Raw genomic sequence first — 14,451 nt, 5'->3', positions numbered from 1 at the left:
AACCTCGTTTAGGCAAAATGAACCAAAGATGAGTGGATGGCAGAGGTATGTTGAGTTTGTCTATCACCAAACCACGCAAGTTGGTGATGTAATGCAGCAACTTCTCCAACGATTAATAATGCCGGGGTGGGAGCTTGCTTAGCTAATTGCGCTAATTGTGTTAAATTTCCCGTTAAGATCTGTTGATCATGGCGTGTACCGCAACTAATGACGGCAATAGGGGTGAGTGGTGAACGACCTTGCTCAATTAAACGCTGGCTAATAAGTTCTGCTTTCGTCGTTCCCATATAAATTGCTAACGTATGATTAGCTTGCGCTAAAGCTTGCCAATCTGGCTCTATCCCCCCTGATTGGCAATGCCCAGTCATAAAAGTGACACTTTGCGCATAGTTACGATGAGTTAATGGAATACCCGCATAAGCACTGGCCCCACTAGCTGCGGTAACACCGGGAACAACTTGAAAAGGAATGCCATGTTGTACCGCAATTTCAAGCTCTTCTCCTCCGCGTCCAAAAATAAAAGGATCGCCCCCTTTTAGTCTGACAACTCGTTTACCAAGCTGAGTATATTTCACGATCAATTGATTGATTTCTTCTTGCAACGTACTGTGTTGCCCCGCTCTTTTACCCACACAAATTCTATCAGCATCACGGCGTACCAGTTCTAAGATGTCTGCACTGACTAAACTGTCATAAAGTACCACCTCGGCCTGCTGGATAACTTGCAAACCTCGTAAGGTTAATAACCCGGCATCACCCGGCCCAGCTCCCACTAAAGCAAGCTCACCTTGTGGGCTATCTGGATGAGACAGTTGTTGTTCGAGCTGTGCTTGCGCTTGTATTAATTGACCACTTGCCACTAATGAGGCAAATTTGCCGCTAAACGCTTGCTCCCAGAAGCGGCAACGTGCTTGAAAACCAGTCAGTTTTTGTTTCACTTTATTGCGCCATTTCCCCGCAATAGTCGCCATAGTCCCTAATGAGGTAGGCAATAATGCCTCTAGCTTTTCCCGTATCATACGAACTAAAACAGGGGCTTTGCCCGCTGATGAAATGGCAATTAATATCGGATTTCTATCGATAATGGCAGGAAAGATAAAAGAGCATTGGGGTTGAGAGTCGACGACATTGACAAAAATGTGGCGTGCTTGCGCATCTAGATACACTTGTTGATTTAATACCTTATCGTCTGTTGCCACGATCACCAACATCATGCCAAGTAAATGCTCTGCCTGATATTGCCCAGCAATCCACTCAATTTGATTTTGCTGATAAGCAAGATGCAATTCATCACATAACTGTGGCGCGATAACACGTAACCGAGCGCCCGCTTTTAATAACAGTACGGCTTTACGCGCAGCGACATGCCCACCGCCAACCAGTAATACTGGGCGCTGTTTTAATTCCACAAATAAGGGTAGGTAATCCATACGCGTATCTCACATTTTTATTGTTTACTTATATGAATAACGACTATAAAAGGTGCATTCGGGGTTATGAAATGACAAAAAGCTATGTGATGGAACAGAAAGGAATAAGCAAAAATATAATAATTTCAAATGGTTATTATTTTACTCACGGCAAAGAGGGCAACAGATGACTCTATTGCCCACTCAAAATAAATAGCGATATTAATAATGAATAATAATATTATTCGTGTAATCCACACTCACGTTTTAAGCCAAAGAATCGCGTCTCTTCTTCACTCATTCCCTCTTGCCATTTGCGTGTCGTATGCGTATCACCCACAGACAGATAACCTTGTTCCCATAATGGATGGTAAGGTAAATTATGCTGTTTAAGATATTGATAAATTTGTTTATTATCCCAATCGACTATCGGTAGTAACTTAAAAATACCTTTCGCTATGGATAAAACAGGTAAATGCTCTCGACTTTTTGATTGCTGGCGTCGTAGCCCTGCAAACCATGTCTTCGCCTGTAACTCCTTTAATGCCTTTTCCATTGGCGCAACTTTATTTATTTGGTTATAACGTTCGATACCTTCAATCCCTTGCAACCAAAGTTTGCCGTAGCGTGCTTCTTGCCAAGATGAAGATATTTCAGCGCGATATACTTTTAAATTAAGTTGTAGTGAAGAGGTTAATTCATCAATAAATTGATATGTTTCGGGAAAGAGATAACCTGTGTCTGTCAAAATTACAGGTATATCGGGATATTGTCTGGTGAGCAAATGCAAACAAACTGCCGCTTGAATACCAAAGCTTGAGCTTAAAACAAACTGGTTAGGTAGATGTTCTAAAGCCCAAATCACCCGCTCTATCGCCGTTTTTTGCTCTAATTGTTGGTTGATTTCATCAAGCGCCAGTCGCTGCTCTTCAATCGATAGCAACACCAACTGAGAAAGTGATAATCGACTCATATCACCTCCTGCACTTCATAAAAATCAATGGCTGAATTAACAACGGGTTTGATAACATCAGTGCGAATAAGAAAATCACCAAAACCTTCATTTAATTCACGTGAAATAGCCCACTGACCAATTAAAGTATCAAGAATTTCAATGATTTCTTGTGATGAAATATTTTCACGATACATTCTAGGAATGCGAGTCCCCATGCGGTTTCCTCCTAGATGTAAGTTATAGCGATCGGGGGCTTTACCCACCAGTCCGACTTCCGCCAACATCGCACGACCACAACCGTTAGGACACCCTGTTACACGTACAACAATATGCTCATCACTGACTCCGTATTTAGCCATGATATTATCAAGGGTATCGGTAAATGCGGGAAGGAAACGCTCCGCTTCTGCCATGGCTAATGGGCAAGTTGGAAATGAAACACACGCCATGGCATGTTTACGCAGCGGTGTAACCTCATCATTAATTAAACCATATTGACGCGCTATCTCCTCAATCTGCTCTTTCTGTGCCTCTGGTACACCAGCAACAATCAAATTTTGATTAGCTGTTAAACGAAAGTCACCAAGATGCACTTTGGCAATTTCAGCAACCCCCGTTTTTAACGGCGCATTAGGTTTATCGATTAATCGACCACTTTCAATAAATAAGGTTAGATACCATTTGTTATCAACCCCTTTTAACCAACCAATTTGATCACCACGGTGAGTAAATTGATACGGTCGGATCATATCAAACATAACGCCTGAGCGACGTTCAACTTCCTGTTTAAATGTTTCAATACCAACACGCTCTAAGGTGTATTTGGTTTTGGCATTTTTACGTTCAGTACGATTGCCCCAATCTCGTTGCGTCGTCACAATCGCTTCAGCGACTGCTAATGTTTTATCAATAGGAATATAACCAAATTCACTAGCTAAACGCGGAAAGGTTTTTTTATCACCATGGGTCATCGCAAGGCCGCCACCGACTAGCACATTAAAACCAACCAAATGCCCATTTTCTGCGATGGCAATAAAATTCATGTCATTGGCATGCAAGTCAACATCGTTATAAGGGGGGATCACCACCGATGTTTTAAATTTCCGAGGTAAATAGGTTTCACCTAAAATAGGCTCCTCATCCGTTGTCGCCACTTTCTCTTTATCTAACCAAATTTCTGCATAGGCATGGGTGCGTGGCAATAAATGCTCGGATAGTTTTTTGGCCCATTCATAAGCTTCTTGATGCAATGAAGATTGTTCAGGGTTTGAGGTACATAGCACATTTCGATTAACATCATTGGCGGTTGCAAGAGCATCAAGGCCTGTTGACGCTAGCATTTGGTGAGCCGGTTTAACATGGCCTTTTAAAATGCCATGAAATTGAAAAGTTTGACGATTAGTAATACGAATACTGCCATAGAGCGTATTTTCACTAGCAAACTTATCGATACTTAGCCACTGCTTTGGTGTGATGACACCGCCCGGTAAACGACAACGTAACATCATGGCATGACGAGGCTCTAGTAGCTGTTGGGCACGCTCGGCACGAATATCTCTATCATCTTGTTGGTACATACCGTGAAAACGAATTAATAAAAAATTATCGCCCTCAAAACCACCGGTTAGACCATTTTGTAGATCATCACTAATAGTGCCTCGTAAGAAATTACTCTCTTTTTTCATACGTTCACTATCAGATAGTTTTCCTTCAACCACTAAGGGCGCTTGAGTTTGTGATTTCATTTTAATAAACATCCCTCTGATAACGACGTGCTAAACGTAGCTCACTTAAATAATCATCTGCTTGTTCAATATTTTTATTGCCATGGGTCATTACTATTTCTAACAATGTTTGTTCAACATCTTTAGCCATTCTTGATGCATCACCACAAACGTAGAGATAAGCACCTTGCTGTAACCATTGCCAAATTTCCTGACCTTGCTCCCGTAATTTATCTTGCACATAAATTTTATCGGCTTGATCACGCGACCATGCTAAATCAATACGTGTTAACAACCCGCTTTTGACATAACGTTGCCATTCCACTTGATAAAGGAAATCTTCTACAAAGTGAGGATTGCCAAAAAAGAGCCAGTTTTTCCCCGTCGCACCTTCACTTTCACGTTGTTGCATAAACCCTCTAAAAGGCGCAATCCCCGTCCCCGGGCCAATCATAATCACAGGGACTTGATTATCTTCAGGTAAACGAAAATGATCATTACGTTCAATAAAAACGTTTACTGTATCGCCTTCTTGAAGTTGATCAGCTAAGAACCCTGAGGCACCTCCTGTATAAGCACGCTGATCGACGTTATAACGAACAACACCTAAGGTAAGATGAACTTCATCATCAACTTCTTGTTGTGATGAAGCGATGGAGTAAAGACGTGGAGTTAATGGGCGCAATATATCAATAAACTCTTGAGCATTAGGTTGCGCACTATATTGACGTACCATTTCATTAATTGGGTAGGTTTGCGCATATTGCTGAAGTTTGCTTTTATCAACCACCAGCGATAATAACTCTTCGTGGCGGGATAATTGGGCATACGCTTTAATAATTGGTGCACTATTTTGAGTTAATTCAACATGATGCAATAATGCTTCTTTTAACGTTAATGTTTGTGATTTAACATTTACCTGCTCATCCCCCGTTAACCATAATAGGGTAATAAGCTCATCCACTTTTTCTTCCGAATTCTTAAACCATACTCCTAGTGCATCTCCGGGAAGATATTGCAATTCAGAGCCTGCTAGACTGATTTCAATATGACGGATATCTTTATCTGAATGTCGACCGGTGATCTTCTGATTAGTTAATAAAGTGGCACTAAAAGGTGCATCACGATGGTAGCGTGCGGTATCGACACTGTCGGTTGTTCCTGATTGTGTTTGTTGCAATACTTGAGTGTTTTGCTCAGGTACACGTATTTTTAAAATATCAGTCAGCTGAGTTATCCATTTATCAGCGTCAGCTTGATAATCAACATCTGCATCTAATCTTTCTAATAGACTGGTCGCGCCAAGTTGCGCCAGTTGATGATCAAAATCTTTACCTGCTTGGCAAAAATGTTCATAGCTACTATCGCCGAGACTCAGTACAGCATAAGCCGTTTGCTTCATTGGCGCGGCTTTTTTAGAGTGCAAATATTTATAAAATGCGATGGCTTCTTCAGGAGGTTCACCTTCCCCCTGTGTTGAGGTAATAATAATTAAGGTTGTCGTTTTGTGGATCTGCTTAAATTTATATTCACTCGCACTATAGAGCTCAACATTAAGTTGATTACCAACCAATTTATCGCGTAATTGTTCAGCTAAACGACGTGCATTGCCAGTTTGTGATGCTGATATCACGGTGATGGTTTCTTGTTGGGGAACCTGACTTTGTACACTTACCAGTTCATCTTTAGTGGATGAATGCTGATTGAATTGCCCCCAAAAATAGCCAGAAAGCCAAGCAAATTGGGCTGGAGTTAAGTCTTTCGTCACATCCTGTAATTTATTCAATTGCTCCTGTGTTAATGGAAGCATTGATAATAATGGGGGTTGATTGCTCATCGATCCTGCCTTAAAAAAACATTGCACTGCATCGGTGCTGTTATTGTGGTTGGACTTTTTTAATGAATAAGAGGGTATCGCACGATCAGAGCACGACTTAAAGACTGGTTTGCTCTATCTAATAACCTTAAAGACTAAATTTATTTACCGATTTCCTTTATCGATATAATGAATAAACGAAAAAGAATATAATAAGTCGCTAAGGTTAAGCGATTAGGCGTAACACACTAAATCAGATACACTAAATAGACACCGTTTTATCTGTATTTTTTTACTATTTAAGTCAAGAGAGTTTTGATGATAACCACCATCTTTAAAGATTTTCAGTTTGAAGCTGCGCACCACTTACCCCATGTTCCCAAAGGCCATAAATGTGGACGTTTACATGGGCATTCATTTTTAGTGAGATTAGAAATCACTGGTGAAGTAGATGCGCAGTCAGGTTGGCTAATTGATTTTGCTGATGTGAAAGCCGCATTTAAACCGACTCTTGATAGGCTCGACCACTATTATCTTAATGACATTGAAGGTTTAGAAAATCCAACCAGCGAAGTACTGGCAAAATGGATTTGGCAACAAGTTAAACCATCACTCCCCCTGTTATCCGCCGTGATGGTTAAAGAGACATGTACCGCAGGATGTATTTATCGTGGTGAGTAATTTTCACCTAAAAAAATCAGCCACTCATAGGCTGATTTTTTTTAACGATAAATGACACACTAGGCGATATTTAAATATTTATGTGTTTGCATTGAAAAACGCCAATTACGCTCAATACAGGTTTTAATACATAACGCTGTTGCACTCTCTTTACAACTGATTGGTTGTAAGGCAACGATCGCCATAGGTTGTTGAGTTCTTAATCGCAGTAAATCATCCAGTGCTTCGATATCTTTTTCACGAGCAACAGGGTGTTTAATTTCATTGGCACGATTAATCGCACTAGATAAAACACTCAATCCACCTCGCATACCAACTTTCGGCGAAAGTGTTACCCATGTTGCTTCACTACAGAGGATGTCATGCGTGCCACTGGTTTCTATTTGGCAATCAAAACCTGCTTTTTCTAAGCCTTCCGTCAACGGCCGTAAGTCATAAAGGCAAGGTTCACCTCCCGTTATCACCACATGCTTTGCGCTATAACGTTGTTGCCGGAAAAGTGATAAAATATCTTCGACAGTGGCTATACCCCAAGTATCACTTTCTTGTGTTTTAATGGGAATATCTCCAAGAGGGACTTTCTTGCTCTCTTCTTTTTCCCAAGTATGTTTGGTATCACACCAACTACATCCTACAGGGCATCCCTGTAATCGAACAAAAAGCGCAGGAACGCCAGTAAAAACACCTTCACCTTGCAAGGTTTGAAACACTTCATTAATGGGGTATTGCATAAGAAACTCTGATATCCAATGAATGCTGATGATTATTACAGATAACTGTCTCACCGTAAGAGGCTTTATGATAAGGTACATGCTTTGTTTTGGATAGCTAACGTGCGAAAAGACACTGAAAAAAAGAGAGCCGATTTTTCGGTTGGACAGAGATGGGAAACACTTTAGATGCAAAAAGAGAATAAACTTTCACGAGGACTATCAGGGCGGCATATTCGTTTCATGGCGCTAGGCTCTGCTATTGGGACAGGGCTTTTTTATGGTTCAGCCGCGGCGATTGAAAAAGCAGGCCCCGCTGTACTTCTTGCTTATCTTATTGGTGGTGCCGCAGTATTTATGGTTATGCGCGCATTAGGGGAAATGGCGGTCCATCATCCAGTGGCGGGTTCTTTTTCACAATATGCTAGCCATTATATGGGACCATTAGCCGGATTTTTAACTGGCTGGAACTACGTTTTTGAAATGCTTATCGTTTGTCTTGCAGACGTCACCGCATTTGGTTTTTATATGAAACTTTGGTTTCCCGATGTCGACCAATGGATATGGGTATTAGGCATAGTCTGTTTTATTGGTGCCTTAAATTTATGTCATGTGAAGATATTTGGTGAAATGGAATTTTGGCTCTCTATCGTTAAAGTGACTGCGATTATTGCCATGATTATCGGTGGTGTTGCCATAATGATCTACGGCTTTGGTCAGCAAACAGAACATCCAATTGGTATTTCTAACCTATGGGAGTTTGGCGGCTTTATGCCAAATGGTATAGAAGGCATTATTGCCTCACTCGCCATTGTGATGTTTGCCTTTGGTGGTATTGAGGTTATTGGTATTACCGCCAGTGAAGCTAAAGATCCAGAAAAAACGATCCCTAAAGCTATCAATGCGGTGCCATTTCGTATCTTACTATTCTATGTACTGACCATTTTTATTTTAATGTGCATCTTCCCATGGCAACAAATTGGCCATAACGGTAGTCCATTTGTACAAATTTTTTCCAATCTGGGTATCAATTCAGCCGCTAACATTCTTAATCTTGTGGTGATCACCGCCGCTATCTCTGCGATAAACAGTGATATTTTCGGTGCTGGTCGCATGATGTACGGCATGGCACAAGAAGGGCAAGCACCTAAATCCTTTATGAAACTGACGCGTAACGGTGTACCTTGGATGACCGTATTAGTGATGTCAGTAGTGCTATTATTAGGGGTTGTGCTTAACTATCTTATTCCAGAAAAAATCTTCGTACTTATTGCCTCTATCGCGACATTTGCCACTGTATGGGTCTGGTTGATGATCTTACTTTCTCAAGTGGCTATGCGTCGCCAAATGAGTGCTGAAGAGGCGAAAAAACTAAAATTCCCTGTACCATTTTGGCCAATAGCACCCGCCATTACCATTATTTTTATGGCATTTGTGATAGCAATTTTAGGCTACTTTGAATCAACCCGAATGGCATTAATCGTTGGGTTAGTATGGGTGGCTATTTTAACTGTTGGTTACTATATTGGTATCAAACCAAGAATAACGCAGAAATAATCTACTGTTATCAAGAAAAATAAAGGCTGTGAGTCATTCACAGCCTTTTCTTTATCCATTATCTACGCTCAATACAATTAGGCTAGCGCTTGGGTTAAATCAGCAATTAAATCATCAACGTCTTCAAGACCGATTGATAAACGAATTAATCCATCACTAATACCATGGCGTTGACGCTCTTGTGCACTGTATGTCGCATGAGTCATAGTCGCAGGATGCTGAGCCAATGATTCACAGTCACCTAAACTCACTGCTCGAGTAAAAAGCATTAAGCGATTAAGAAATTCTCTGCCAGCTTTTATTCCACCATTCAACTCCATACTTATCATGCCACCAGGTAACGCCATCTGCTTTTTGGCTAGTTCATATTGAGGAAAAGAATTTAATCCGGGATATGAAATCGTTGCCACCTTAGGATGATTTTCAAGAAATTGCGCAATACGCTGCGCATTCTGGCAAATTTTTTCCATTCTAATGCTAAGCGTTTTTATCCCTCTTAAGACGAGTGCTGCATCATGAGGTGATAAACAAGCCCCCGTCATATCTTTTAAGCCCTCAACGCGAATTTTATCTGCTAATTGATAATTAGTGATAATTGCGCCCGCCATCACATCACCATGACCTGATAAATATTTAGTCATAGAATGTACGACAATATCCGCGCCTAAGGTTAGTGGCTTTTGTAAATAAGGCGAACAGTAAGTACTATCAACCATGACTAAAACATCATGTTGATGCGCAATATTAGCGATCTTTTCAATATCACTAACCCGCATATTAGGATTAGCCGGTGTTTCAAAGAAAATAAGCTTTGTTCTATCTGTAATTGCTTCGGCTAATTTTTCAGGATCGGTTAAATCAACATGTTTGATAGTGATACCAAATTTAGCCAGCCCATGATTAAAGAAAGTAAAAGTACAACCATAAACGGTCATATCAGCAATGAGTTCATCTCCTGGCTGCAATAATGACCAACATGTTGAAGTGATAGCTCCCATACCGGAAGAAAAAACAACAGAAGCGTCTCCTTGCTCTAACTGAGCTAATCGTTTTTCTAATAAATCCAATGTAGGGTTAGATATACGAGTATAAAAATGCCCTTTTTCTTTCCCAGCAAAACAATCAGCACCATATTGAGCCGTGGGAAATGCAAAAGTGGACGTTTGAAAAACAGGAGGCACTAATGCCCCCTGATAATCTAACGGAGAGTAGCCATAATGTATTGCTTGAGTATTAAAACACTTATTACTTTGCGTCATTATATCTCCTTGACATTAATTAAACTTCTATTTTCTGATTATTTTCCCCAATAATTTGTAATGTCCTTAATACAATAGTTAATCCTTTTAAGGTGTCAGGATTTTTTAATAATGAAAAAGTCGCACCTAAGGTATATTTTTTATCCTGATAAAGAGATTCTTTTTTAGCCATATTAAAGGCCGTAGTTAATTCCCAAACCGGAATTAATGTTTCTTCAAAAGCAACCGCCAATTTTTCTACCGTTGCGTTATCCATAATATCGACGGTATCTGAGGCTAAAGATAATAAATCAACAATATTGTCTAGGCGCTTTAATGCTAATAAAGGCCTTATTTTTTCTAGTAAATGTTCTAAATGAATTTTATCTTCATTAGATAACAACGGTTTTTCATTTGGGCTTAAATTATTTTCACTCATTATTTTATTCCCCTACAATAATCCTCTGACCGTTGCCCAATATAAGCCCCGGTTATAACCGTTACGTAACATGCCACCGAGTTTTGTTGGAGGTGTTGGAATAACATCATGTTTATAGTCATACTGTAATGGCATACCCGCTGATAATCCCATTTGGGCAACAGCTTGTACTCGACCATCATAAATTGCAGCCGGATAACCATAACGCAGTTCACCACAAATATTATTAGCTATAACACCCGCTTGGTTATGACAGCTACCACCGGCCTTACTAATAGGCAAATCAACCGTATCACCTAACACATAAACTTGATTTAACCCATATACCTGTAATGTTTCAGGGTCGGTCGGTAGCCAGCCTTCACCATTGTTATATTCACTTAATCCTGTATTACGAATGGCTTCTACCGCTGTTATAGGAGGTGTGCTCATTAAGATATCAAAAGGCTCTGCTTCTCCTTCTTTCGAATAGGCGATTTTCTTATCAGGATCAACATGACTTAATGTAAAACCACGCTTTGCTTTGATATCTCGTTCAGAAAAGACCGCAGGAAGTACTTCACAAACTTCTTGCTGCATAAAAAGACAATTTCTTAATAGTTGAGCTACGGTAGGATAGGTATAAACAATTTCTATATTACTTCTTACCCGTCGCTGACGTAAAAATTCATCCAGCATCAAGGTTGTTTCCATTGGTGCAATACCACATTGGTGAGGTACATTTGGCGTTTCAGGGAAAGTTACCGTGATAAATACACGCCCTTTTTCAATGGTAGCAATTTTATCTGCTAATTTTCGTGCAGCTTCATATTGATAAAAATGATTTCCAGCTTCAGCTAAACCTTCAATTCTATCAAGACGAGGAACACATCCTGTGGCTAATACGAGAAAATCATAGTGATATTTTTTCTTAGAACAACAATAAACTGTTTTATTATTAAAATCGAAACTTTCAGCTTTATCTATAACAAATTCAATTTCTGGTCTTAATAAACTTCTTTGTGATCGCATTAACTCTTCTTTTAAGAAAAGGTTAAATGCAATATACATAAATGCAGGTTTGTAATAATGGTATGGATTATCTGAAATAAGCGTAATTTTTATTTTTTTTGAAAATATTTCATCATTTAATTTTTTAGCTAAGATATTAGCGAGAATAGTACCCCCCGTACCACCGCCAATAATAACTATATTTTTTGTTGCCATATTATTTCCTATATTTGTAGGGAATTAGATAGACAAAAAAAGTATAGTAAAGCGCGTTAATATAACAAATAGATTAAATAGATAGATAAATTAAATATAGAGTAATAATACTAATCAATAATAAATACAATCATATTATATTAAAATATTTATATTTTAATATTAACGAATGTTATCATCACGAGTTAAGAAAATGTCGCCACCAAAGGATTATGATCAGATGCATCTGTGATTAAGATTTCCGCTTTATTTAGTGATAATCCACGATAAAATATATAATCAAGTGGCTTACCAAAAGCGCGAGTGCGTAAATCCTTTTCAAAGATCACTTCTTTAAGTTTTAATCTTCTAGCAAAACGCTTTAACACATTAACTCTTGGACGACTCCAGGCGTTAAAATCCCCCGCCAAAATAACAGGCCCTTTATGATCGATGATATGAGTCGATAAGCTGTTTAATTGTCTTTGATAAACATCAACACCGAAACTAAAATTGATCGCGTGTACATTTATCACCATTAAATGCTCACCAGTAATAAGTGGATAAACCGTAATTAATGCAGATTTAGCAAGCCTTAAAAAAGGCTCTTTTTCTCTTAATGGGCAACAATAGATAGGATGAGAACTTGATAAGGTCATAACACCCGCAGGGTGCTGTTGAAAGGCTAAAGCAGGAACTTGATCAGCAATTAAATGGTTTTTACCCGCAAAACGAACTAATTCAGGTGTTGTTTGCGCTTCTTGTAAAAGTAATAGTTGAGTATCGGTGGCAAGCGTTTCCAGCATACTACGCCAATTGACCCGTTGCTGTTTGTAAATATTCCAAACAGCAATTTTTAAAGTGCCTTCTGTATATAGTGGCATCCCAATCGGTAGCATCTCTTCTATTTGGCCTAAAGGTAGACTAGGTTCAATCCTTTCTACAGGTTGACCTGCTACAAAACGTACTGAATAAGTCGGTTTTTTCGCCATTAAGCAACCTCAGATAACCAATAGGATCTCTTGCTACCTATCTAGTATACCAAAGCTGGGATCTCCCCTCACCCTTTTAAAGAATATAATGATAAATAAGTGTAACTATTTTTGTAAAAAATAGCTTTAATGGTGAATTATTATGAAATAAGCACTGGTAATGTAGACAACTTTAAATTTTAAACAAAAAAAAACCTAAGTCATTAGACTTAGGTTTTCTTATGTGTTGGCGGAACGGACGGGACTCGAACCCGCGACCCCCTGCGTGACAGGCAGGTATTCTAACCAACTGAACTACCGCTCCGCTTATTCTTTACGCACTTAATGTCTTTTTACATTAAGGCTTTAATTTAATGCTTGGCAGTTCCCTACTCTCACATGGGGAGACCCCACACTACCATCGGCGCTACGGCGTTTCACTTCTGAGTTCGGCATGGGATCAGGTGGGACCACCGCGCTATGGCCGCCAAGCAAATTCGGTTTTAATCACTCGCTTCCTTCCTTTCGGTAAGTCGCCAGTAATTCAATCTTGAACAAGCTGACTTTATCGTTTCGTCTCTCTGACAAAACACTTTCGGTGTTGTCAGGTTAAGCCTCACGGTTCATTAGTACTGGTTAGCTCAACGTATCGCTACGCTTACACACCCAGCCTATCAACGTCTTAGTCTTAAACGTTCCTTTAGGTCGCTTAAAGCGACAGGGAAGACTCATCTCGAGGCAAGTTTCCCGCTTAGATGCTTTCAGCGGTTATCTCTTCCGCACTTAGCTACCGGGCAATGCCATTGGCATGACAACCCGAACACCAGTGGTGCGTTCACTCCGGTCCTCTCGTACTAGGAGCAACCCCTCTCAATCTTCCAACGCCCACGGCAGATAGGGACCGAACTGTCTCACGACGTTCTAAACCCAGCTCGCGTACCACTTTAAATGGCGAACAGCCATACCCTTGGGACCTACTTCAGCCCCAGGATGTGATGAGCCGACATCGAGGTGCCAAACACCGCCGTCGATATGAACTCTTGGGCGGTATCAGCCTGTTATCCCCGGAGTACCTTTTATCCGTTGAGCGATGGCCCTTCCATTCAGAACCACCGGATCACTAAGACCTACTTTCGTACCTGCTCGAGCCGTCACTCTCGCAGTCAAGCTGGCTTATGCCTTTGCACTAACCGCATGATGTCCGACCATGCTTAGCCAACCTTCGTGCTCCTCCGTTACTCTTTAGGAGGAGACCGCCCCAGTCAAACTACCCACCAGACACGGTCCCCGACCCAGTTTATGGGCCTAGGTTAGAACATCAAACGTTAAAGGGTGGTATTTCAAGGTTGGCTCCATGCAGACTGGCGTCCACACTTCAAAGCCTCCCACCTATCCTACACATCAAGGCTCAATGTTCAGTGTCAAGCTATAGTAAAGGTTCACGGGGTCTTTCCGTCTTGCCGCGGGTACACTGCATCTTCACAGCGAGTTCAATTTCACTGAGTCTCGGGTGGAGACAGCCTGGCCATCATTACGCCATTCGTGCAGGTCGGAACTTACCCGACAAGGAATTTCGCTACCTTAGGACCGTTATAGTTACGGCCGCCGTTTACTGGGGCTTCGATCAGGAGCTTCGCTTGCGCTAACCCCATCAATTAACCTTCCAGCACCGGGCAGGCGTCACACCGTATACGTCCACTTTCGTGTTTGCACAGTGCTGTGTTTTTAATAAACAGTTGCAGCCAGCTGGTATCTTCGACTGGCTT

General features: G+C 40.6%; 11 protein-coding genes, 1 tRNA gene and 2 rRNA genes. 2 read left to right on the top strand and 12 right to left on the bottom strand.

Annotated features, from left to right (window positions below):
- Positions 1–8 precede the first annotated feature (8 nt).
- From cysG to cysJ, 4 genes are all read right to left on the bottom strand, one after another.
- Positions 9–1,430, bottom strand: coding sequence for a siroheme synthase CysG (gene cysG, locus AACV00_RS13265; RefSeq protein WP_004248695.1), 1,422 nt, complete (start codon positions 1,428–1,430; stop codon positions 9–11).
- Positions 1,431–1,650: 220 nt separating this feature from the next.
- Positions 1,651–2,382 carry a phosphoadenylyl-sulfate reductase gene (locus tag AACV00_RS13260; RefSeq protein WP_012368298.1) on the bottom strand — a complete coding sequence of 244 codons (732 nt, stop codon included), beginning with the start codon at positions 2,380–2,382 and terminating at the stop codon, positions 1,651–1,653.
- Entirely contained in the window at positions 2,379–4,109 is a 1,731-nt protein-coding gene (gene cysI / locus AACV00_RS13255; RefSeq protein WP_202608927.1) for an assimilatory sulfite reductase (NADPH) hemoprotein subunit, read from the bottom strand. Before cysI ends, AACV00_RS13260 begins: the two co-directional genes overlap by 4 nt.
- Position 4,110: 1 nt before the next feature.
- Positions 4,111–5,925 carry an NADPH-dependent assimilatory sulfite reductase flavoprotein subunit gene (gene cysJ, locus AACV00_RS13250; protein ID WP_161680359.1) on the bottom strand — a complete coding sequence of 605 codons (1,815 nt, stop codon included), beginning with the start codon at positions 5,923–5,925 and terminating at the stop codon, positions 4,111–4,113.
- Positions 5,926–6,219: 294 nt separating this feature from the next.
- Here cysJ and queD point away from each other — a divergent pair, with 294 nt between their 5' ends.
- Positions 6,220–6,585, top strand: coding sequence for a 6-carboxytetrahydropterin synthase QueD (gene queD / locus AACV00_RS13245; protein ID WP_168713146.1), 366 nt, complete (start codon positions 6,220–6,222; stop codon positions 6,583–6,585).
- A gap of 59 nt (positions 6,586–6,644) precedes the next feature.
- Here the strand turns inward: queD and queE are convergent, their stop codons facing one another.
- On the bottom strand, positions 6,645–7,316 hold the full coding sequence (gene queE / locus AACV00_RS13240; RefSeq protein ID WP_004248700.1) for a 7-carboxy-7-deazaguanine synthase QueE: 672 nt from the start codon (positions 7,314–7,316) through the stop codon (positions 6,645–6,647).
- A 168-nt stretch (positions 7,317–7,484) separates the two neighbouring features.
- Between queE and AACV00_RS13235 the strand changes: the two genes are divergently transcribed.
- On the top strand, positions 7,485–8,852 hold the full coding sequence (locus tag AACV00_RS13235; RefSeq protein WP_004248701.1) for an amino acid permease: 1,368 nt from the start codon (positions 7,485–7,487) through the stop codon (positions 8,850–8,852).
- Between the two features lie 77 nt (positions 8,853–8,929).
- On the opposite strand, the gene AACV00_RS13230 is transcribed toward AACV00_RS13235, so the two are convergent.
- From AACV00_RS13230 to AACV00_RS13200, 7 genes are all read right to left on the bottom strand, one after another.
- Positions 8,930–10,111, bottom strand: a complete 1,182-nt coding sequence (locus tag AACV00_RS13230; RefSeq protein WP_004244365.1) for a methionine gamma-lyase — start codon at positions 10,109–10,111, stop codon at positions 8,930–8,932.
- 19 nt (positions 10,112–10,130) lie between these two features.
- Positions 10,131–10,529, bottom strand: a complete 399-nt coding sequence (locus AACV00_RS13225) for a hypothetical protein (RefSeq protein ID WP_004248702.1) — start codon at positions 10,527–10,529, stop codon at positions 10,131–10,133.
- Positions 10,530–10,541: 12 nt separating this feature from the next.
- Positions 10,542–11,735 carry an NAD(P)/FAD-dependent oxidoreductase gene (locus AACV00_RS13220; RefSeq protein ID WP_004250259.1) on the bottom strand — a complete coding sequence of 398 codons (1,194 nt, stop codon included), beginning with the start codon at positions 11,733–11,735 and terminating at the stop codon, positions 10,542–10,544.
- 185 nt (positions 11,736–11,920) lie between these two features.
- Positions 11,921–12,706 carry an endonuclease/exonuclease/phosphatase family protein gene (locus tag AACV00_RS13215; protein WP_004244368.1) on the bottom strand — a complete coding sequence of 262 codons (786 nt, stop codon included), beginning with the start codon at positions 12,704–12,706 and terminating at the stop codon, positions 11,921–11,923.
- A gap of 227 nt (positions 12,707–12,933) precedes the next feature.
- Positions 12,934–13,010, bottom strand: a tRNA-Asp gene (locus tag AACV00_RS13210).
- A 51-nt stretch (positions 13,011–13,061) separates the two neighbouring features.
- Positions 13,062–13,177 (bottom strand): 5S ribosomal RNA (gene rrf, locus AACV00_RS13205).
- A 113-nt stretch (positions 13,178–13,290) separates the two neighbouring features.
- A 23S ribosomal RNA gene (locus AACV00_RS13200) occupies positions 13,291–14,451 on the bottom strand; the annotation flags it as partial.

It is taken from the genome of Proteus sp. G3927 (genome assembly GCF_963894685.1).
Classification (GTDB): Bacteria; Pseudomonadota; Gammaproteobacteria; order Enterobacterales; family Enterobacteriaceae; genus Proteus; species Proteus mirabilis.
Note: the sequence above shows the minus strand (reverse complement) of the source record. Positions and strands in the feature narration are given on the sequence as shown.